Source organism: Aeromonas sp. SER (genome assembly GCF_038739615.1).
In the GTDB taxonomy this organism is placed as follows: Bacteria; Pseudomonadota; Gammaproteobacteria; order Enterobacterales; family Aeromonadaceae; genus Aeromonas; species Aeromonas jandaei.
In genome coordinates this window covers 83027-104192 of sequence record NZ_JBCGFC010000009.1, presented here as the reverse complement: position 1 = coordinate 104192, position 21166 = coordinate 83027, and the positions used below count along the sequence as shown (strand labels likewise).

At 59.4% G+C, this 21166-nt stretch carries 19 protein-coding genes; 10 read left to right on the top strand and 9 right to left on the bottom strand.

Annotation, left to right across the window (positions count from 1 at the left end):
- Positions 1-107: 107 nt before the first annotated feature.
- A complete protein-coding gene (locus AAHA41_RS14555; protein ID WP_323070667.1) occupies positions 108-680 on the top strand; it encodes a glucose-6-phosphate isomerase family protein in 573 nt (190 codons plus the stop codon).
- A 21-nt stretch (positions 681-701) separates the two neighbouring features.
- Here the strand turns inward: AAHA41_RS14555 and AAHA41_RS14550 are convergent, their stop codons facing one another.
- Positions 702-1709, bottom strand: coding sequence for a LacI family DNA-binding transcriptional regulator (locus AAHA41_RS14550; RefSeq protein WP_041207849.1), 1008 nt, complete (start codon positions 1707-1709; stop codon positions 702-704).
- A 211-nt stretch (positions 1710-1920) separates the two neighbouring features.
- Here AAHA41_RS14550 and AAHA41_RS14545 point away from each other — a divergent pair, with 211 nt between their 5' ends.
- The 6 genes from AAHA41_RS14545 to AAHA41_RS14520 all read left to right on the top strand — a co-directional run bounded on the left by AAHA41_RS14545 (position 1921) and on the right by AAHA41_RS14520 (position 7550).
- Positions 1921-3687: a class I mannose-6-phosphate isomerase gene (locus tag AAHA41_RS14545; protein WP_323070668.1), complete on the top strand. Its 1767-nt coding sequence runs from the start codon at positions 1921-1923 to the stop codon at positions 3685-3687.
- 5 nt (positions 3688-3692) lie between these two features.
- Positions 3693-4121, top strand: a complete 429-nt coding sequence (locus AAHA41_RS14540; RefSeq protein WP_156852830.1) for a PTS sugar transporter subunit IIA — start codon at positions 3693-3695, stop codon at positions 4119-4121.
- A 9-nt stretch (positions 4122-4130) separates the two neighbouring features.
- Positions 4131-4625: a PTS sugar transporter subunit IIB gene (locus AAHA41_RS14535; protein ID WP_323070669.1), complete on the top strand. Its 495-nt coding sequence runs from the start codon at positions 4131-4133 to the stop codon at positions 4623-4625.
- 12 nt (positions 4626-4637) lie between these two features.
- Positions 4638-5441 (top strand): PTS sugar transporter subunit IIC, encoded by an 804-nt coding sequence (locus AAHA41_RS14530; protein WP_029303083.1) that lies wholly within the window; start codon positions 4638-4640, stop codon positions 5439-5441.
- Entirely contained in the window at positions 5441-6289 is an 849-nt protein-coding gene (locus AAHA41_RS14525) for a PTS system mannose/fructose/sorbose family transporter subunit IID (protein WP_323070670.1), read from the top strand. The genes AAHA41_RS14530 and AAHA41_RS14525 overlap by 1 nt, the downstream gene beginning before the upstream one ends.
- Before the next feature lie 94 nt (positions 6290-6383).
- On the top strand, positions 6384-7550 hold the full coding sequence (locus AAHA41_RS14520) for an AGE family epimerase/isomerase (RefSeq protein WP_323070671.1): 1167 nt from the start codon (positions 6384-6386) through the stop codon (positions 7548-7550).
- Positions 7551-7565: 15 nt separating this feature from the next.
- Here the strand turns inward: AAHA41_RS14520 and AAHA41_RS14515 are convergent, their stop codons facing one another.
- Positions 7566-7817, bottom strand: a complete 252-nt coding sequence (locus AAHA41_RS14515; protein ID WP_323070672.1) for a DUF1289 domain-containing protein — start codon at positions 7815-7817, stop codon at positions 7566-7568.
- 149 nt (positions 7818-7966) lie between these two features.
- Between AAHA41_RS14515 and mltA the strand changes: the two genes are divergently transcribed.
- Positions 7967-9118: a murein transglycosylase A gene (mltA, locus tag AAHA41_RS14510; RefSeq protein ID WP_033112478.1), complete on the top strand. Its 1152-nt coding sequence runs from the start codon at positions 7967-7969 to the stop codon at positions 9116-9118.
- Between the two features lie 144 nt (positions 9119-9262).
- On the opposite strand, the gene yfaE is transcribed toward mltA, so the two are convergent.
- The 5 genes from yfaE to ubiG all read right to left on the bottom strand — a co-directional run bounded on the left by yfaE (position 9263) and on the right by ubiG (position 15089).
- Positions 9263-9583 carry a class I ribonucleotide reductase maintenance protein YfaE gene (gene yfaE, locus AAHA41_RS14505; protein WP_201909640.1) on the bottom strand — a complete coding sequence of 107 codons (321 nt, stop codon included), beginning with the start codon at positions 9581-9583 and terminating at the stop codon, positions 9263-9265.
- Complete coding sequence (gene nrdB, locus AAHA41_RS14500; RefSeq protein WP_019445145.1) at positions 9580-10713, bottom strand: class Ia ribonucleoside-diphosphate reductase subunit beta; 1134 nt, start codon at positions 10711-10713, stop codon at positions 9580-9582. The genes yfaE and nrdB overlap by 4 nt, the downstream gene beginning before the upstream one ends.
- Before the next feature lie 80 nt (positions 10714-10793).
- Positions 10794-13061 (bottom strand): class 1a ribonucleoside-diphosphate reductase subunit alpha, encoded by a 2268-nt coding sequence (nrdA, locus tag AAHA41_RS14495; protein ID WP_041207840.1) that lies wholly within the window; start codon positions 13059-13061, stop codon positions 10794-10796.
- Positions 13062-13686: 625 nt separating this feature from the next.
- Positions 13687-14373, bottom strand: a complete 687-nt coding sequence (locus tag AAHA41_RS14490) for an HAD-IA family hydrolase (protein WP_323070673.1) — start codon at positions 14371-14373, stop codon at positions 13687-13689.
- Entirely contained in the window at positions 14373-15089 is a 717-nt protein-coding gene (gene ubiG / locus AAHA41_RS14485) for a bifunctional 2-polyprenyl-6-hydroxyphenol methylase/3-demethylubiquinol 3-O-methyltransferase UbiG (protein ID WP_323070674.1), read from the bottom strand. Before ubiG ends, AAHA41_RS14490 begins: the two co-directional genes overlap by 1 nt.
- A 198-nt stretch (positions 15090-15287) precedes the next feature.
- On the opposite strand from ubiG, the gene gyrA reads away from it, so the two are divergent.
- On the top strand, positions 15288-18035 hold the full coding sequence (gene gyrA / locus AAHA41_RS14480; protein WP_323070675.1) for a DNA topoisomerase (ATP-hydrolyzing) subunit A: 2748 nt from the start codon (positions 15288-15290) through the stop codon (positions 18033-18035).
- Between the two features lie 106 nt (positions 18036-18141).
- On the opposite strand, the gene AAHA41_RS14475 is transcribed toward gyrA, so the two are convergent.
- Positions 18142-19539, bottom strand: a complete 1398-nt coding sequence (locus AAHA41_RS14475; RefSeq protein ID WP_323070676.1) for an alpha-amylase family protein — start codon at positions 19537-19539, stop codon at positions 18142-18144.
- 297 nt (positions 19540-19836) lie between these two features.
- Here AAHA41_RS14475 and AAHA41_RS14470 point away from each other — a divergent pair, with 297 nt between their 5' ends.
- On the top strand, positions 19837-19992 hold the full coding sequence (locus AAHA41_RS14470) for a hypothetical protein (RefSeq protein WP_201966499.1): 156 nt from the start codon (positions 19837-19839) through the stop codon (positions 19990-19992).
- 33 nt (positions 19993-20025) lie between these two features.
- Here AAHA41_RS14470 and AAHA41_RS14465 read toward each other — a convergent pair whose 3' ends face one another.
- Positions 20026-21081, bottom strand: coding sequence for a PA0069 family radical SAM protein (locus AAHA41_RS14465; protein ID WP_323070677.1), 1056 nt, complete (start codon positions 21079-21081; stop codon positions 20026-20028).
- Between the last annotated feature and the right edge of the window lie 85 nt (positions 21082-21166).

Below are 21166 nucleotides of genomic sequence, written 5' to 3'. Positions count from 1 at the left end.
CAGGAAAAATGCAGGCGTTGTTTTGCTTGTGGTTAATGGATTAACCCTCTAGCGTGAGGTGCTTGGGGCGCCTCTGCGCCCGCCGATAACCCGATACCCAGGAGCAGATGATGACACCCATGATCCCCCCCATTCTCAATTTTGCGACCGGCAAGCTCGGTGGCGCCGAACTGGTTGAGAAGAGCACCACCCTGGCTGACTTGCAGGGGCTTTTTGCCGACCCGCACGCCGAGGCCGCGCTCTCGCCCGATACCCCGCTCTATCGGGTCGTCATGCTGCCCGGCAATGGTGGCGAGGGGGATCTCAACATGGGGGTGACCTATCTGGAGGCTGGTCGGGTCGGGCAGGAGTTTTTCATGACCCGAGGTCATATTCATGCCCGGGCCGAGCAGGCCGAGTACTACTTCGGGTTGTGCGGAAGGGGACTATTGCTGTTGCAGGATATGGCTGGCGTCTGTCGGCTGGAGCAGGTCTTTGCCGGCAGTGTTCACCATATTCCGGGCCATGTGGCCCATCGACTCGTCAACACCGGCGAGACGCAGCTCTCGGCGCTGGCGGTCTGGCCTGCTGTGGCAGGTCACGACTACAAAGCAATGGGCGCGCGCGGCTTTGCCGTTCGGGTGCTGGCCGGAGAAGATGGTACGCCCCGCCTTGTGACCAGCGATCAGCAAGGGATATAAATCGGAGCTGGCGGCGGCCTGCTAGGGGCTGCCGCAAGATTGGCGCACCACCAGAGTAGGGGGCAGAATGATGCTCTTGGCCGGCTCGTCGTTGCCGGCCATCCGCTCAAGCAGCAGCTCGCCCGCCTTGCGGCCGATCTCCCGCGCCGCCACCGAGACGGTGGTGAGCGCCGGTTCGACCAGCGCGGTTTCCGGCAGATCGTCAAAACCCACCAGTGCAAAGTTCTGGCCGATGAGCCGCCCCTGTTTGCGTAGCGCCAGCATGGCGCCGAGCGCCACCACATCCTGATAGCAGACCGCCGCCGTCACCTCGGGGTGCTGCTCCAGCAGTGCCGTCATGGCGCGAGTGCCCTCTACCCGGCTGGCGCCGCAACCGATGATCCACTCCGGTTTGGGCGAGATGCCGTGTTCGAGCAGCTTGCTCATGTAGCCACCGAGGCGCTGGGAGCGGCTGATGGAGGTGGGGGAGCCCCCGACAAAGGCGATATGACGGTGGCCGAGTTTCAGCAGGTGTTCAGTCGCCAGCTGGCAACCGAGAAAGTTGTCGGTGCCAACAAAGTCGATCGCCACATCCGGCACCGGTCGCACCACCAGAATGGTAGGCATATGGCGCCGCTGCAGGCTCTCGAAAAAGCTGTGGGGCGTAGGTTGGGCTGCGCAGATCACCATGCCGGCGGCGCTGTTGCGTTGCAGCGAGTCCATAAACTGTTGCTGCCTTGCCGCCGACTCCTCGCTGTTGGCAAGAAACAGCATCAGATCGTGATGCTCCATCTCCCGGCTCAGGCCCGCCGTCATCTCTGCATAGAAGGGGTTGGTTATGTCGTGCAGCAGCAAACCGACCTGATTGCTGCTTTTGTTGCGCAGGTTGGCGGCAGTCTGGTTGTAGACATAGCCGAGCTCGTCGATGGCTTTGAGTACCCGCTGGCGGGTGTGGTCGGAGATGCGTCCCTTGTTGCGCAGGGTCATGGAGACGGTGGCGGTGGAAACGCCCAGATGGCGGGCAATATCGGCAACAGTCACATTGCTCATGGTGTGGGTCCAGTCATGTTCATGTCATCAAGATATATCGATTAACCTTTGTTTCGGATGAGAGAAGGTTGCAAGTGAGCGGTTGATCACGAATTTCACCGCCAATACCGATGATGTATCCCAATGTTTGAGGTTAATCGTGTTTATCAGGTTGTGGTTAACGGGTTAATCGATTTATCTCTGTCGTAGGTGTCAACGAGAGAGCAAGCCAATGATTCATTCGAGTTACGTCTCCAACTACGACAAATATCCAGAAGTAACCGTTGTCGGATATGAACAGGCCGCCTGCGCGGGATGGGACGCGATTGCCCATCAGCTGCTGGCCAAAGTGAACGGGCAGGAGAGAGTGAAAGTGGTGCTGGTGATCGACTGCTATCACGGTGTGGATCAGAGCGAGCTGCGCACCCAACTGCTGACCAGATTCGGGTCTCACACGCTCATCGATGTGGAACAGGCGCGCCTGCCCGAACCCAAAGTGCTGGCGATGCTGGATCGCTTCATCACCGATGACAGGGTTTTTGGCGTGCTGGCACCCCACAAGATGGTGGAGTTTTTTGACCCGGTTGCCTTGGCGCGCCTGCAACAGCAGGTCGCCGAGATGGCCGAAGGTCTGGTGGTGGTGATGGGCTGCGGCGCTTCGCTGGTGGCGAAAGGGGATGTGCGGGTCTATGCCGATCTTGCCCGCTGGGAGATCCAGCAGCGTCTGCGTCGTAAAGAGATTGGTAACTGGGGTGCAGATAACACCGAAGAGGACATACTGCGCCGCTACAAGCGCGCCTTCTTCATCGAGTGGCGAGTGTTTGATCGCCATAAATTGGTCCAGCTGCCCACCATCGATTTCCTGCTCGACACCAACACCAGGGGCAAGCCGACCATGGTAACGGGGGCGGCACTGCAACAAGGGTTGCATCAGGCGGCGCGCCAGCCGTTTCGGGTGGTGCCCTTCTTCGACCCGGGGGTCTGGGGCGGGCAGTGGATGAAGCAGGTGTGTGATCTGGATCCGGCCCAACCCAACTACGCCTGGTGCTTTGACTGCGTACCCGAGGAGAACAGCCTCTATCTGCGCTTTGGCGAGGTGAGGGTGGAGATCCCGTCGCAAAACCTGGTGCTGTGCCAGCCCCGCGCCTTGCTTGGGGAGCGGGTACACGCCCGCTTTGGCGCCGAGTTCCCGATCCGGTTCGATTTTCTCGATACGGTGGGGGGGCAGCCGCTCAGTCTGCAGGTGCATCCGCTGACCGAATACATCCAGCAGGAGTTTGGCATGCACTACACCCAGGACGAGAGCTACTACCTGCTCGATGCCAAGCCGGACTCCTGCGTCTACCTCGGCACCCGCAACGGTATCGATCCGCAGGAGATGCTGGCGGATCTGGCTGCCGCCCAGCGCGGTGAGAAGCCCTTCGATGACGAGCGTTTCATCAACCGCTTCCCGGCCCGCAAGCACGATCACTTCCTGATCCCGGCCGGAACCGTCCACTGTTCGGGAGAGGGGGCCATGGTGCTCGAGATCAGCGCCACCCCCTACATCTTCACCTTCAAGCTGTGGGACTGGGGTCGGGTCGGGCTCGACGGTATTCCGCGCCCCATCCATCTGGAGCATGGCAGCAAGGTGATCCAGTGGGAGCGCGATACCGACTGGACCCGCGAGCATCTGGTCAATCGCATCGAGCTCATCGCCGAAGGGCCGGGCTGGCGCGAGGAGCGTACCGGACTGCATGAGCGGGAATTTATCGAGACCCGTCGCCACTGGTTCAGTGTGCCGGTCGAGCACGACACCGGCGGCACTGTGCAGGTGCTCAATCTGATTGAGGGACGAGAGGCGACGGTGGAGAGTCCCGACAATGCGTTCGCGCCGTTTGTGGTGCACTACGCCGAGACCTTTATCGTACCGGCGTCGGTAGGGCGCTATCGCATCCGTCCGAGTGGCGAGAGTGAAGGGGCGACCATCGCCACCATCAAAGCCTATGTGAGGGGGTAACCAAGATGCTGAGGATCCTTATCGCAACCCATGGTTCACTGGCGCCGGCCCTACTGGCCAGCGCCAGCATGGTCTACGGCGAGCTGCCCGCCGTAGCCACCGTCTCTCTTACCGAAGAGGGGGGAATCGAGGCGTTTCGCACCGAGTTTGAACAGACCCTGCGCCGTCATGGTGCGGGGGCTGACGGGGTGCTGGTGCTGTGCGACATGGAGTGCGGCACCCCCTACAACGTGGCATGCCGCTTTGCATTTGACCCCGACTGGCCGCAGCCGGTAGCCGTGGTGACCGGGGTGAACTTTCCCATGCTGCTGATGAGTGCCGACTGGCTTGCGGCGACCGATGTGCACGAGGCGGCCCGCCAGTTGCTGGCCCAGGCACTGGAATCCATGGTGATCGCGGCCCCGGCGGCGCACCAGCAAGATGACAACTTCTAGGAGAGCGAGATGGCGATTTCATTTGTACGCATTGACGATCGGGTGATCCATGGCCAGCTGGTGACGCGCTGGGCCAGAGAGCTGCCCTGCGACGGCATCGTCGCGATTGATGACGAGGTGGCGGCCGATCCGCTGCTCTCCCAGGTGATGATCGGCGCTGTGCCGGACACCAAGGTGTGGTTGTTCGATGTGGCGACGGCCATTGCCAAGCTGCCCAAGGTGATCGCCAGTGACAAACGCTACTTCGTGATTGGCAAGTCGCCGGTCACCCTGCAGCGGCTCTGCGCCGCCGGCATCTCTCTTGAGAACCACAATGGCAAGATCAACGTCGGGCCCATGAGTGCCCGCGAGCAGACCACCACCATAGGCCCCAACCAGTCTGTGACGGCGCAGGAGATCGCCGCTTTTGACTATCTGGCCAACCTTGGCCACGAGATTGACTTTCGGCTGGTGCCGGACGCCAGCCACTACAACTGGGCAGATGCCCAGAAAAAGCTGAAATAGGGAGCCGACATCATGTTTCTGGAAGCAACACTCATCGGGATACTCTGTTATCTCGGTGCCCTCAGTAGCCCCTGGCTGCTGGGATTGACCGGGGGCTGGTACACCATTACCCGCCCGCTGGTTTCGGGCATGCTGGTGGGGGCCATACTCGGTGATATCCAGACCGGGATCCTCATCGGGGTGGCGGTGCAGGCGGTCTATATCGCCATGGTGACGCCGGGCGGTTCCATGCCGGCGGATCTCAACTTCGTCGCCTTTCCGGCCATCGCCCTCGGCGTCATGTCGGGCAAGGAGCCGTCGGTTGCCGTGGCCATTGCCGCCACCATCGGCATTGCCGGTACCATCCTCTTCAACTTCATGATGGTCTTCAACTCCTACTGGAACCACAGGGCCGACGTGGCGCTGGAGCAGGGGGATGAAAAGGGGGTGTATCTCAACAGCGCCATCTTCCCGCAGGTCAGCAACTTCGTACTGCGCTTCGTGCCCACCTTTATCGCCGTCTATTTTGGCAACCAGTACATTGAAGGCTTCATGAACAGCCTGCCTGAGCTTGTGATCCGCACCATGACGGTGGTGGGCGGCATTCTGCCGGCGGTCGGCATTGCCATCCTGCTCAAGCAGATCATCAAGCAGAGCAGCATGCTGATCTATTTTCTGGTGGGCTTTGTCGGCATCGTTTTTCTCAAGCTCAACATGGTGGGGCTGGTGATGATCGGCGCCCTGCTTGCGCTCATCCACTACAACTACAAGCCGGAACCACGCCCTGCACCGGTTGCCCGTGCAGCCACCCAAACCGATGATGAGGATGAATTCTGATGGACGCAAAGCTGCAAGCGGGCCAGCCGGTGAACAATGTGCCGGTGGCTCTCACTCCCAAGGATCTGCGTGCCTGCTGGCGTTCGTGGATGATGTACAACCTCTCCTCCATGAGCTTCGAGCGTCTCGAATCGTTCGGCTTCTGCCTTGGCATGATGCCGGCACTCAAGAAGCTCTATCCTGGCAAGGCAGAGAGGATGGAGGCGATGAAACGCCATGCCTCCTTCTACAACACCGAGCCCCAGATTGGCGCCATCATCAACGGGCTGGCGGTGGGGTTGGAGGAGAAGCGGGCTAACGGCGAGCGGATCGATGGCGAGACCATCAACACCCTGAAAGTCGGCTTGATGGGCCCCATCGCCGGGATCGGGGACTCCATGATCCCGGGCATGCTGGTGCCCATTCTGCTTAGCATCGGCATGGCACTGGCCGGCGGCGGCAGCGTGTTGGGGCCGCTCTTTTACATCATCAGCTTCAACGCCATCGTCATCACCGGCTCTTACATGCTGTTCATGAAGGGCTACCGGATGGGAACCGGCTCGGTGGAGGCGCTGGTGAGTTCGGAGTCGGTCAAACTGCGCGAGGCGCTCTCCCTGCTCGGGGTCTTTGTGATGGGCGGGGTGGCCGCCAGTTATGTGAACCTCTCCACCGGGCTCGATTTTGTTACCTCGGACGGGGTCAATATCCAGGTACAGACCATGCTGGATGGCATCTTCCCCAAACTGATGCCGCTGCTGGTGGTGCTGGGTACCTGGTATCTGATGGCCAGACGCAATGTCTCGCCGGTCAAGGCCATGTTGGGGCTGCTGGTCGTGGCTTTTGTCGGGGTCGCCATCGGTCTCTTCTAGGCCGATTCGGGAGAGTGTAAGCAACTGATGGGAGAGCGAGGCTCTCCCTTTTTCATGGACTGGGTCCTGGGTCGGGTGGAGGCGAGGTGATGAGATGCATGACGAGATAAGAGAGGCCGCGCGGCGTTGTCGCAGCTGGTTGGTGGAGGAGGCGCTGCCCCGTTGGGGCACGAGCGGGTTTGATGGGGAGGGGGGGCTCTTTGCCGAAGGTCTGGATGGTGCTGGCGAGCCCCTCTGGCAACCCACCCGATTTCGGGTGCAGAGTCGCCAGATCTATGTGTTCAGCCACGCAGCCCTGCTCGGCTGGTATGAGGGAGGCGAGTTGGCAGAGCGCTGCGCCAGGTTCGGCATGAGGCACTTTGATGATGGTACCGGCAACCAGCTGTTTTCCCTTAATGCCGATGGGTCGCCTGCCGACAGTTCGGTGTCCTGCTACGAATACGCCTTTGCCCTGCTGGCCGAATGCTGGCTCTACCGTTTAAGCGGCGAGCCGTGCTGGCAGCAACAGGCCGAGTCGCGCTATCAGACCATCGAGCTGCTTTTTGCCGATCCTGTGTATGGCGGGTTTCACTCCAGCTGGCCAGCCGCTTCGCTGCGCAGCCAAAACCCCCATATGCATCTTTTCGAAGCGCTGCTGGTGGCGGCCGAGAGTTTTGATGATCCCCGCTGGCAAGTACGAGCCCATCAACTCTACCAGCTGTTTCGCCAGCGCTTTCTTGAGCCAGCCTTGCTGCGGGAGTTCTTCGATGAACGGCTTCTCCCGACTCATCCTGATTCGCACCTGATCGATCCGGGTCATCACTACGAGTGGTGCTGGCTGCTGGCCCGCTATCGGGCATTGGCACAAGGGTGGGCGTGTGGGCCGAGTGCGAGCGAGATAGATGAGGGGATCGCCATCCTGAACCGCTTTGCCACCGCTCACGGCCACGGGCCGACCGGGCTGGTGATGGATGAGCTTACCGATGACGGACAGCCCCATCGGGTAACCAGTCGGCTTTGGTGCCAGACCGAACATCTCAAGGCGCTGCTGGCGGCCTACGAGCGGCGAGGGGACGTAGAGATAGCCCGTCAGATTGGCGAGGTGGTGAGGCGGATCTTCCACTACTACCTGATGCCAGCCTTGCCCGGCCAATGGATCGATCAGGTCGATGTCATCGGTCAGCCGCTGACAATCCATGCGCCAGCCAGCACCTTCTACCACCTGTTTGTGGCGTTCAGCGAGCTGGCAAGGGTGGCAGAAAGGAGAAGTGAAAGCGGGTAACAGACCAAGAGAAGATCAAAAATCCCAGCCCGGTTGTTCTTGCTGCTCGGGTTGAGCTCCTTCCTGTGCTTTGCGGCGGGCGGCTTCGACCCGCGCCTTGCGGGCGCGGCACAGACGCATTACATCCTGCTGCTGGGAGGGGGTCATGGCGAGCCAGTTGAAACGCTCTTCGCGGCTGCGCAAACACCCTTTGCAGTAGCCCTTGTTGTTCACTTCGCAGACCCCGATGCAGGGGCTCTGCAGCGGGAAGATCTCGAGCTGTTCCATCCATCACCTCGCACATCCTGTCACCTTGTTATAACCCAGCTGTCATCTTTGGCGAAATCCCTCTTCAAGTGATTGATGTCGTTTGCTTTCCCCCTGCAAATTTGGCATCTTCCCCGCCGAGCATGGCTATTGGCGTTATATGAGGACATATGAATAAACACGCGTACTGGCTGACCGCCGTGGTGCTGGGTCTGGCCGGGTGTGCAGGCAACTCTGAGCAAAATCAGGTGCCCAAAAAACAGACCGACAACAGATGTTTCCTGAACTGCGAGGTGCCGGTAAATCTGGGCAAGCAGTATCTGGACGGCACCTTGCCGGGGGAGCTGGTCAGGGTTGAGCGGGTCAATAGCCGTGCGCGAGCCGATTACAGCAAGTTTGGCCCCCAGAGCCGACTCGTACTGGAGCGCTCCGGCAAGATGAACCGCCGTTATGGCGAGCTCTACCACAAGCTCTCCCGCTGGGTGGCCAACGGCGGCAACCCTGCCGACATCACCCGTTACGGTATCAGCCTGGCCCAACTGGGCGGGGCGGATCGGATGGGTAACGTGCTCTTTACCGGTTACTACTCGCCGGTGCTGGAGGTGCGTCGTCGCCCCGATGCCAAGTACAAATATCCTATCTATGCCATGCCCAACTGTGGCAGCCGTTGTCCGACCCGGGCCCAGATCCATCAGGGGGCGCTGGCCAACCGCGGGCTGGAGCTGGGTTACAGCAAATCCCTTATCGACAACTTCCTGATGGATGTGCAGGGCTCCGGCTTTGTGCACTATGGCGATGAGGATCGGCTGCAATATCTGGGCTACAGCGGCAAGAACGGTCACGGTTACGTGAGTATCGGCCGTGTGCTGATCGACCGCGGTGAAGTGCCCAAAGAGCAGATGTCGATGAAAGCCATCAAAGATTGGGCGAGCCGCCAGCCGGAGGAGAGCGTCAAGGAGCTGGTGGAGCAGAACCCCTCCTATGTCTTCTTTGAGCGCCGCCCGACCAACGATGTGATCGGTGCTGCCGGCATTCCGCTGCTGCCGATGGCGGCCGTTGCTGCCGACAAGACCCTGTTGCCGATGGGTACCCCGATCCTCGCCGAAGTGCCCTTGCTCGATAAAGAGGGCAACTGGACCGGCAAGCATCAGCTGCGGCTGTTGATTGCGCTGGATGTGGGCGGCGCGGTGAAGAAGGGCCACCTTGACCTCTACCACGGCATGGGCGAGAAGGCCGGTGTCGCAGCGGGTCACTACAAGCACTTCGGCCGGGTCTGGAAGCTGGGTCTGCACCACGGGCCGACTGCTGCGCCCTGGTTGTAACGTTAGTGCAGGCGGGTTGATCAGCCAGCAGCCCACTTAGGTATCGGGTAGGCATCGAGATGGATGTAAAAAAGCCGCCGGAGCAATCCGGCGGCTTTTTGTTTTGGTCTCTTTGGCTGCGTGCACGAGGTGCTGCAAACGGGATCAGCGTTTCTGGATATCCAGCTTGATGGCGCCGACCGGCTTGCAGCAACAGGGGAGACACTCCCCCTGGGAGACAAAGGCGAGCGGCACATTGGGGTAGTGTACCTTGCCCGCGATGAGCGGGGTGCGGCAGGCACCACAATAGCCGCTGCGGCACTGGAACTCGACCCGATGGCCATGGCGTTCCAGGGTTTCCAGCACGCTTTCGCCGGGATGAGCGTGCAGCACGCTATCCCGGGTATGTACCCGTGGTGCCTGCACCGCCTGCTGTTCGGCAGGCGAGTGCGGGGCAGGGGTCAGCGTGTTGGTTGCGTCACTCACAGCTCGAAATCACCCAGATCGTCGGCATTCACTTCGCTGTCGATCTGACCTACCAGATAGGAGCTTACCTCCACCTCTTGCGGGGCGACCTGCACGTTGTCGGAGGAGAGCCAGGTGTTGATCCAGGGGATCGGGTTCTGCTTGGTGCCAGCAAAGGCTGGCTGCAGACCGACGGCGGCCATCCGCAGGTTGGTGATGTACTCGACGTACTGGCAGAGGATGTCTTTGTTCAGGCCGATCATGGAGCCGCCCTGGAACAGGTACTCGGCCCACTCTTTCTCCTGAATGGCAGCCTCTTTGAACAGCTCGAAGCAGGCCTGTTCGCACTCGGCGGCGATCTCGGCCATCTCGGGGTCGTCCTGACCGCTGCGCATCAGGTTCAGCATGTGCTGGGTACCGGTCAGATGCAGTGCCTCATCGCGGGCGATCATCTTGATGATCTTGGCGTTGCCCTCCATCAGCTCGCGCTCGGCGAAGGCAAAGGAGCAGGCAAAGCTGACGTAGAAGCGGATCGCTTCCAGCGCGTTGACGCTCATCAGGCAGAGATAGAGCTTCTTCTTGAGCTCGCGCAAGGTGATGGTCACCTCGCGGCCAGCAACGGTGTGGGTTCCTTCACCGTGCAGGTTGTAGAGGGCGGTCGCTTCGATCAGGTCGTCGTAGAAGTGGCTGATGGAGCCGGCGCGCTTCAGGATCTGCTCGTTGGTCACGATGTCGTCGAACACCTGGGCGGGGGTGTTGACGATATTGCGGATGATGTGGGTGTAGGAGCGAGAGTGGATGGTCTCGGAGAACGCCCAGGTCTCGATCCAGGTTTCCAGCTCCGGAATGGAGACCAGCGGCAGCAGCGCCACGTTGGGGCTGCGACCCTGAATGGAGTCCAGCAGGGTCTGGTACTTCAGGTTGGAGATGAAGATGTGCTGCTCGTGGGGCGGCAGGGCCTGATAGTCGATGCGATCACGGGATACATCCACCTCTTCCGGGCGCCAGAAGAAGGAGAGTTGTTTTTCGATCAGCCGCTCGAACACTTCGTGCTTTTGCTGGTCATAACGGGCTACGTTGACCGATTGGCCAAAAAACATCGGCTCTTTGAGCTGGTCGTTTTGGGTTTGGCAGAAAGTTGAATAGGCCATGGTTACCAGAATGTCTGTATGGAGAAAACAGGAGAGCGGGAGCTTGTCGCTCCCGCCCGGTTATCAGATCTTGCCGTGACTTAGATTTTGCAAGCCCCGCCAGCACAACCGTCATCTTGCAGATCGGTCTGGGCATCGTCCGCACCATCACGGGTGTTGTGATAGTAGAGGGTCTTGAGGCCGTATTTGTAGGCGGTCAGCAAATCCTTCAGCAGCTGCTTCATCGGCACCTTGTTGCCTTCGAAACGGGCCGGGTCGTAGTTGGTGTTGGCGGAGATCGCCTGATCCACAAACTTCTGCATGATACCGACCAGCTGCAGGTAGCCGTCAACGCTCGGTTGCTTCCAGAGCAGTTCGTATTGATCTTTCAGGCGATCATACTCGGGCACCACCTGTTTGAGAATGCCGTCTTTGGACGCCTTGACCGACACCAGACCGCGCGGCGGCTCGATACCGTTGGTGGCGTTGGAGATCTGGCTGGAGGTCTCGCTCGGCATCAGGGCGGTCAGGGTGGAGTTGCGCAGGCCCACAGACTTGATCTCTTCGCGCAGGCTTTCCCAATCCAGATGCAGCGGCTCGTTGCACAGCGCATCCAGATCCTTCTTGTAGGTGTCGATCGGCAGGATGCCCTGGGCATAGGTGGTCTCGCCAAACAGCGGGCAGGGGCCGAATTCGCGGGCCAGCTGCACGGAGGCTTTCAGCAGGTAGTACTGAATGGCCTCGAAGGTGCGGTGAGTCAGCGCCAGACCGGAACCGTCAGAGTAGCGGGCACCGTTCTTGGCCAGGTAGTAGGCGTAGTTGATGACGCCGATCCCCAGAGTACGGCGACCCATGCTGCCACGCTTGGCGGCGGCAATCGGGTAGTCCTGATAGTCGAGCAGGGCATCGAGAGCTCGCACGGCCAGATCGGCCATCTCTTCCAGATCTTCCAGCTTGTCGATGGCACCCAGGTTGAAGGCGGAGAGGGTGCACAGGGCGATCTCGCCGTTCTCGTCGTCGATGTTGTTGAGCGGCTTGGTCGGCAGCGCAATCTCGAGGCAGAGGTTGGACTGGCGTACCGGCGCCACGCTCGGATCAAACGGGCTGTGGGTGTTGCAGTGATCGACGTTCTGGATGTAGATGCGACCGGTACCGGCACGCTCCTGCATCATCAGGGAGAAGAGATCGACTGCCTTGAGGGTCTTCTTGCGAATGGCAGGATCCTGCTCGTACTTGACGTAGAGCTCTTCAAACTTGTCCTGATCGGCAAAGAAGGCATCGTACAGGCCCGGCGCATCGGACGGGGAGAACAGGGTGATGTCACCACCCTTGATGAGGCGCTGGTACATCAGCTTGTTGATCTGCACGCCGTAGTCCATGTGACGGACACGGTTCTCTTCCACGCCGCGGTTGTTCTTCAGCACCAGCAGGCTTTCCACTTCGGTGTGCCACAGCGGGTAGAACAGGGTGGCCGCACCGCCGCGCACGCCGCCCTGGGAGCAGCACTTCACGGCAGTCTGGAAGTATTTGTAGAAGGGGATGCAACCGGTGTGGAACGCTTCGCCGCCACGGATCGGGCTGCCCAGACCGCGGATACGGCCGGCGTTGATGCCGATACCGGCGCGCTGGGAGACGTAACGCACGATAGAGCTGGCGGTGGCGTTGATGGAGTCCAGGCTGTCGTCGCACTCGATCAGTACGCAGGAGCTGAACTGACGGGTCGGGGTGCGCACACCGCTCATGATCGGGGTCGGCAGCGAGATCTTGAAGGTCGAGACCGCATCATAGAAGCGCTTGATGTAGTCCAGACGGGTATCTTTCGGATACTTGGAGAAGAGGCAGGCCGCCACCAGGATGTAGAGGAACTGCGGGCTCTCGTAGATCTCGCCGGTGACGCGGTTTTGTACCAGATACTTGCCTTCCAGCTGCTTGACCGCCGCGTAGGAGAAGTTCATGTCGCGCCAGTGATCCATGTGCGCGTTCAGCTCTTCGAACTCTGCCTGGGTGTAGTCTTCCAGCAGGTGTTTGTCGTACTTGCCCATGTCGACCAGACGAGCCACGTGCTGGTAGAGGTGGGGCGGTTCGAACTGGCCGTAGGCCTTCTTGCGCAGGTGGAAGATGGCAAGACGGGCTGCCATGTACTGGTAGTCCGGAGTCTGCTCGGAGATGAGGTCAGCCGTTGCCTTGATAATGGTTTCGTGAATGTCGGCGGTACGGATACCGTCATAGAACTGGATGTGGGACTTGAGCTCTACCTGGGAGACCGACACATTGTCGAGACCCTCGGCGGCCCAGTCCAGCACGCGGTGAATTTTATCCAGATCGATGGGTTCTTTGTGTCCGTTACGCTTCGTCACAAACAAGTTCATTGGCTGATGACCTTTAGTTGATTCCCGAAAAACCATCGCACGCCACCCGGCTGCTGGCGGTCACAGGAGAACGGGCCGGTGCAGTTGTTGGGTAACTATTGTGCGATGAATCACAAGATATAGTGTTATTTTGATGTCGAGCTACAAGATAGTGAGGTCGACTGCGCATTGCAATGTGTGGATAACTGGCTTGCTGTGGATAAATTGTGGGTGTTGTTGTCTCTGTTAGTGGTTGCTCACAGTGAGCGGGTTTTCATTCGTCCGCTTCGTCAAATGCAAGCCTCCCGATCGAAGATGGAAAATTTAAATAACTTTTTTTGCTTGCGAAAAGGGGGCCTTTTTACTAGCGAACCGCTGCTGATTATCCCTTGCCCAACAAGGGACAAAAGCTGTCCAGCGCTCGGTTGTCACTGCAAAATGTGAAGCGCACTTTCTCGGTCTGCTTGCTGACAGTTGCCTCAGTGAAACGGGAGCAAGGTTGTCATATGGACTCTTTGCGACGGTTAAAGTTGCCTTGGTGATCCACCTACGCTCTCTTCTCGTTAGCAGTGGGGGACAGGAGAGGGTCGTAAAAAAGGGCATCAACCCCTGATGCCCCAATCTTGCAACGTTACGACTGGCAGCTTCAGCCCAGCTCGTAGCGCAGCCAGTGATGCAGCGCCTGCACGGTATCAAAGTGCAGATCGGCGCCCCACTCGGCGGGATTCTCGTTATCGTTCAGATAGCCCCAGCCAGCAACCGCAGTGCGCATGCCGGCGTTGCGGCCCGCTTCGATGTCGCGCACATGATCCCCCACATAGAGGCAGTGGCTCGCTTCGACCCCAAGCTTCTCGCAGGCAAAATACATGGGGGCAGGGTCGGGCTTGCGTACCGGCAGGGTATCGGCGCTGACGGCGACGCCGCAGCTGGCAAGCTGTGGCAGCGCCGCCAGCAGCGGCTCGGTGAGAAAGGCCGGCTTGTTGGTTACGATGCCCCAGGGCAGCTGCTTCTCGTCGAGCCACTCGATGAGATCCACCATACCGTCATAGGGGCGGGTACCGACGCAGAGATTGGCTGAGTAGAAATCGAGCAGGGCATTGCGCAGGCGGGTGGCACCCAGCTCTTCCAGCAGAGCGTCGCCGAGCCCCGCTCTGAGCAGCCCGAGAGCGCCGTGGGAGGTGGTCTGGCGAATGATCTCGTCAGAAAGCGGTGCAAAGCCTTCGCTGATCAGCACGTGATTGACGGCGGCGCCCAGATCCGGCGCCGTGTCGAGCAGGGTGCCGTCCAGATCGAACAGCACACAGCCAAGGGGCTGCGGGTGAGAGGTGCTCATCAGCCGTGCTCCGGGCGGATGAACTCCACCATATAGTTGACGTCGACGTTGCGACCGAGCCGGAAGCTGTTGGAGAGTGGCGCATAGTGGACGCCGCTCATGTCGCGCACCAACAGGCCCGCGGCTTCACCCATGCGACAGAGTTCGGCGGGCATGATGAACTTTTTATGGTCGTGAGTCCCCTTGGGCACCATCTTCATCAGGTACTCGGCGCCGAGGATCATCATCAGATAGGATTTGGGGTTGCGATTGATGGTGGAGACGAACACCCGGCCACCCGGGCGCACCAGGGTGGCGATGGCGCGCAGCACCGAGGCAGGATCAGGCACGTGCTCGAGCATCTCCATGCAGGTGACCACGTCATACTGGCCGGGTGCTTCTTCAGCGTGTGCTTCGGCAGTGATCTGGCGGTACTCGAGCTCGACCCCTTGCTCCAGGGCGTGCAGGCGGGCGACGCCAAGGGGCTCCTTGCCCATGTCGATACCGGTCACCTGTGCCCCGCGGCGGGCCATGCTCTCGGCGAGGATGCCGCCACCGCAGCCGATATCGAGAATGCGCTTGCCAAACAGACCGCCACTTTTGTCGGTGATCCAGTCAAGGCGTACCGGATTGATTTGATGCAGGGGTTTGAATTCACCTTCCATGTCCCACCAGCGGGAGGCGATGGCTTCAAACTTGGCGATTTCTGTCAGATCGACATTGGCATCACTGTTCATTTTTCGAAGATCCTGTGGCAGGGCGCCCGCTTCTGAGTCATGGGCGCAATCTATTGTCCTGGCGGGCATTATAACGGACGGACTTTGTCACACCAGCCCGATCTGATACCCGATTTGTGGCTTAAGGTATTTGGCTCAGTGTGTTACCATGTCGCGCTGTTTAAGCCAAAGAACAACTAATTAGGGATAAGGCTTTCTATGAGCGATCTGGCCAGAGAGATCACGCCGGTCAACATCGAAGAAGAGCTCAAGAGTTCCTATCTTGATTACGCCATGAGCGTGATCGTAGGACGAGCTCTGCCGGATGTGCGTGATGGCTTGAAACCGGTTCACCGCCGCGTTCTGTTTGCTATGAACGAGTTGGGGAACGACTGGAACAAGCCCTATAAAAAATCGGCCCGTGTGGTCGGTGACGTAATCGGTAAATATCACCCGCACGGCGATATCGCTGTGTATGACACCATTGTCCGGATGGCGCAGGATTTCTCCATGCGTTACATGCTGGTCGATGGTCAGGGCAACTTCGGTTCAGTCGACGGCGACAGCGCCGCGGCGATGCGTTATACCGAAGTGCGGATGGCCCGCATCTCCCACGAGCTGCTGGCTGATCTGGACAAAGAGACCGTGGACTGGGTGCCGAACTATGACGGCACCGAGATGATCCCGGCTGTCATGCCTACCAAGGTTCCCAACCTGCTGGTCAACGGCTCCTCCGGTATCGCGGTGGGCATGGCGACCAACATTCCGCCTCACAACCTCACCGAGATTGTCAATGGCTGCCTGGCGCTGATCGAAAATGGCGACCTCACCATTGACGAGCTGATGACCTACATCACCGGCCCGGATTTCCCCACCGGCGGCATTATCAACGGGCGTTCCGGCATCGTGCAGGCGTACCGTACCGGTCGTGGCTCCATCTATGTGCGGGCCAAAGCTGAAGTGGAAGTGGACGAGAAGACCAGTCGCGAGACCATCATCGTTCACGAGATCCCCTATCAGGTGAACAAGGCTCGACTGATCGAGAAGATCGCCGAGCTGGTCAAAGAGAAGAAGATCGAGGGCATCAGTGCCCTGCGCGATGAGTCTGACAAGGACGGCATGCGCATCGTTATCGAGATCAAGCGCGGCGAGTCCGGCGAGATTGTGCTGAACAATCTCTACAAGCACACCCAGATGCAGACCACGTTCGGCATCAACATGGTGGCGCTCGATAACAACCAGCCCAAGGTGATGAACCTTAAAGAGATCCTGGATGCGTTCCTGCTGCACCGCCGTGAAGTGGTGACTCGCCGGACCGTGTTCGAACTGCGCAAGGCGCGGGATCGGGCGCACATCCTGGAAGGTCTGGCGGTTGCGCTGGCCAACATCGATCCGGTTATCGAACTGATCCGTCACAGTGCCACCCCGGCTGACGCGAAAGCGGGCCTGGTTGCCAAGGGCTGGGAGCTCGGCAACGTGGCTGCCATGCTGGAAAAAGCGGGTGACGACGCGGCTCGCCCCGAGTGGCTGGAGCCCGAGTTTGGCATTCGCGACGGTTACTACTACCTGACCGAGCAGCAGGCACAGGCCATCCTTGACCTGCGTCTGCACAAGCTGACCGGCCTTGAGCACGAGAAGATCCTGGAAGAGTATCAGGAGCTGCTGGATCTCATCGCCGAGCTGCTGCACATCCTGGCGAGCCCGGTTCGTCTGATGGAAGTGATCCGCGATGAGCTGCTGGCCGTGCGCGACCAGTATGGCGACGAGCGTCGTACCGAAATCAGCATGTCCAGTGCCGAGATCAACATCGAAGATCTGATCACCCCGGAAGACGTGGTGGTGACTCTGTCCCACCAGGGTTACGTGAAGTATCAGCCGCTCTCCGATTACGAAGCCCAGCGCCGTGGCGGCAAGGGCAAGTCCGCGACCCGGATCAAGGAAGAGGACTTCGTCGAGCGTCTGCTGGTGGCCAACACCCACGACACCATTCTGTGCTTCTCTACCCGCGGCAAGGTCTACTGGCTCAAGGTTTATCAGCTGCCGGAAGCGTCCCGTGGCGCCCGTGGTCGTCCCATCATCAACCTGCTGCCGCTGGAAGAGGGTGAGCGCATCACCGCCATTCTGCCGGTGAAGGAGTATGATGCCGAGAAGTACGTCTTCTTCGCGACCGCCAACGGTACTGTGAAGAAGACCAGCCTGTCTGATTTCAGCCGTCCGCTCTCCTCCGGTATCCGTGCCATCAACCTCAAAGAGGGTGATGAGCTGATCGGGGTGGATATCACCGACGGCAGCAACGAGATCATGCTCTTCTCCGATGCGGGCAAGGTTGTTCGCTTCGCTGAAGGCAGCGGTCGCGCCGATGCGGATGCCAGCGATGAGGTCGAAACCGACGACGATGCCGGCAACGACGATGATGGCAGCGACAACGGCGAAGGCACTGAAAGCAAGGGTACCTTCAAGGGCGTGCGTCCGATGGGCCGTACCGCCGCCGGTGTCCGTGGTATCAAGCTGGCCGCTGGCGACAAGGTGGTTTCCCTTATCGTTCCGCGCGGCGAAGGTGCCATCCTCACCGCCACCGAGAACGGTTACGGCAAGCGTACCGCACTCGATGAGTACCCGACCAAGAGCCGTGGTACCCAGGGCGTTATCTCCATCAAGGTGGACGATCGCAACGGCAAGGTCATCGATGCCATCCAGGTTGAAGAGACCGATCAGATCATGCTGATCACCAACGGCGGCACTCTGGTGCGTACCCGTGTGGCCGAGGTGAGCATTATCGGTCGCAACACCGGTGGTGTACGTCTGATCCGTACCGGTGAAGATGAAACCGTAGTCGGTTTGCAGCGCATCGCCGAAAGCGATGAAGACGAAAACGATGCCGTGGTTGCTGAGGGTGAGGTGTCTGAAGGCACTGATTCCGCAGCAGACGCCGCCGGTTCCGTTGATGGCGAGGCGGGTGACGAGTAATCGTACCTCCTTGCTGCAGCAGATAAAAAGAGCGACCTTGCGGTCGCTCTTTTATTTTCTGCGTTTGGGTGTTTTCTTCACTTGGGCCCGCGATGCCGGGGCATTATTACTCCTGCAGCCACATTCTGGCGCTGCGAGCAGGGATCGCCAGCCGTACCCACTGACTCTGCACATTGACTACCGCATTCTGATCGAGCACATCCCGGTAGTTGCGATACCAGTTCATCTCGTATTTGGTGGTATCGAGCCAGTACTCCTGCTCCTGCCCACACTTGTTGATGCCAACCAGCCCCTGTTTACCACGTTTGAATAGTACGAAACAGTTGTCGCTGCCGATCAGCTGCATCGGTTGCCCTTGTACTGCATTGTGGAAGCGGATCATCCCCTTGAGATCGGCGCGCAGGTAGTAGTCCTGCCAGCGCAAGCCATCCTTGTCTCGGGTTTCGCCATGATCGGAGTAGACCAGTGGCGAGCCACCATCGCGCCCGAGCAGGTAGGCATAGGCCAGCGACTCGTCTGTCTGGTTCAGGATCTGGTAGCGGAAGCCGTCATTGGTGGGGATGTCGTGGGTGACCGCGAAGGTGACCGCACGGCTGCCAGGCAGTGCCTGACCATAAGCACCCGGATCGGCCAGCAGGTTCATGCTGCCACCGTAACTGAAGGCGCCGCGCAGGGAAGCAAAGAGCGGGAAGTCGTAGGCGCCCTGACCGCTGCTGTCGAGGTAGGGCTTGAGGAAGTTTTCATAGTCGCTGTTGCCGGCGCCCCCCGTGGTGATCACCTCGCCAAACACATGCATCCCCTGTTTGATTTCGGGAGTGAAGATGGCGTTGATCTGGTAATCACTCATGTGCTTGACCGCATCGACCCGAAAGCCTTTGATCCCCATCCCCTTGAGTGCCTGCAGGTAGGCCTGTTGCTGGCTCACTACCCAGTTGTTGGGGTCGAGATCCGGCAAGCCCTTGTCACCGGGTCCGCCGCACAGCCGCCAGTACTGGACATGGCCCGGATTGTTCCAGTCGGTGATGCACCCTTCCGGATGAAAATCCTGGCCGGAGAGGAAGTTTTGCCCCAGATCGCCAAACAGTTTCTGGCGCTCGAAGTAGCTGGGGTTGCTGGCGTAGCTCTGCAGCAGCTCGTTGCCGGGATAGTTGAGATCGCTGCGTTTCCAGCTTTCGTTGGCCATGTGGTTGAGCACCACATCGGCGTAGACGGCGATGCCCCGTGCCTTCATGGCGGCGATCAGCTGCTCGAGATCCTGCTTGTTGCCAAGGGGGGAGTCGACAAGGCGCAGATCCTGGGGTTGGTAACGGGCCCACCACTCGTTGCCCGAGGACTTCAGTGGCGGTGAGATGAGCACCTGTTTATAGCCGGCACTCTTGATGAGATCAGCTTTGGCAGTCACTTCACTGTACTTCCAGTTGAAGGCGTGCAGTATGACATCGGCGTGCGCCAAGGGGGCGATCAGCATACCTGCGATCGCCAGCATTCCCGCTGTGTGTTTCATTGTTATTTCCCTTTCTTGTTGTTGTGACTATGCCTGAAATAGGCAGAGCAGCTTTGGCACAACAAGGGTCAATCGCAATCGCATTCCGGTGGATTTGTGATGGATTTCAAGGTGAGTTCGCTGAAGTTGTGAGCAGTTTCAGATTTCAATGGTTCTGGTTGCTATGCTGCCGAGGTGACGTTTTTTAGTAATTTGTTTGTCACTGGCTTGTCATCACAGCGCGTTATCTTGTCCGGCGAGTGATGCATCCTGACATCACACTCAGCGTGTTTCACATTGACCGCACAGGAGCTGCATATGACCAGTTGGATAACCTGGGAGATCTGGTGGAGTCGGGTATGGGGTGAATCAGAGCTGCCAACCCATGGTGAAGAGTCGCTGGAAGTGGCCCATGAGCCGTCACGACTCCCGGCAGAACTGTTGGAACAGGGCAGGGATGAGCGCGCACCCTGAAGGCTTGCATGTTACATCGCAGCCATTGGCATTTTAGAAGAGTGTCAGCTGCTCGCCCGGGCGGATAAAGAGATCCTCCCTTAATTGAACATGGCGCTTGCCAAGACCCAGCCGCTTGCTGATCAGGCGAAAGCGCTGGGACAACAGGTCGGCAAAGTGTCCCTCACCACGCATCCGCGTGCCGAAGGCGGTACTGTTGAGACCACCACCGCGGCTGGCCCGCAGCTGGTTCAAAATTGCCTCCTTCTGGCCGGGATAGTGCTCATCCAGCCAGTCACTGAACAGCGGCGCCAGCTCGTGAGGCAAGCGCAGCAAGATATAGTCGGCGCAACAGGCGCCCGCGTTGGCAGCCGATTTGATGATCTGCTCCAGCTCCGGCTCATTGAGCCGCGGGATCATCGGGGCTGCCAGCACGCCAACCCGTACCCCGGCGCTGGCCAGCTTCTCGACCACTTTCAAGCGACCGGCGCCCGTGCTTGCTCGGGGCTCCAGTTGTCGCCGCAGGGTTTCGTTCAAGGTTGTCACCGACACCATCACCTGACAGAGCCCCTCTCTGGCGAGTTCGCTCAGCAGGTCGAGATCGCGCAATATCATGGCGCTTTTGGTGATAAGCCCCACTGGATGGCGATGGGCCAGCATCACTTCCAGCAGTTGACGGGTGAGACGATAGCGCTGCTCAACAGGCTGGTAGGGGTCGGTATTGGCGCCGATGACGATGCTCTGTGGCTGATACGTCGGTTTGGCAAACTCCCGGCGCAGCAACTCGGCTGCATTGAGCTTGGCAAACAGTTTGGTTTCGAAATCGAGGCCGGGGGATAGCTCCAGATAGGCGTGGCTGGGCCTTGCATAGCAATAGATGCAGCCGTGTTCGCACCCCTGATAGGGGTTGATGGAGCGGCCAAAGGGCACATCCGGCGAGCTGTTGTAACTGATAATGCTGCGGGCCTCTATTTCGCGTACTTCTGTGCCGGGGGCAGAGGTTGTGAAGGCGGCATCCCAATCGGAAGAGTGCCAGCCATCGTCGACCGTCTCGATCCGCGGGCCGCTGAAACGGTGGTCGATATTGTGGTTGCTGCCTCGTCCGGCCATGAATTTCATCTTTACTGTATGCGCATACAGTCATTCTGTGATCATCGCTTACCAAAGACAAGTCTCTTTCTTACTACCCGACTTT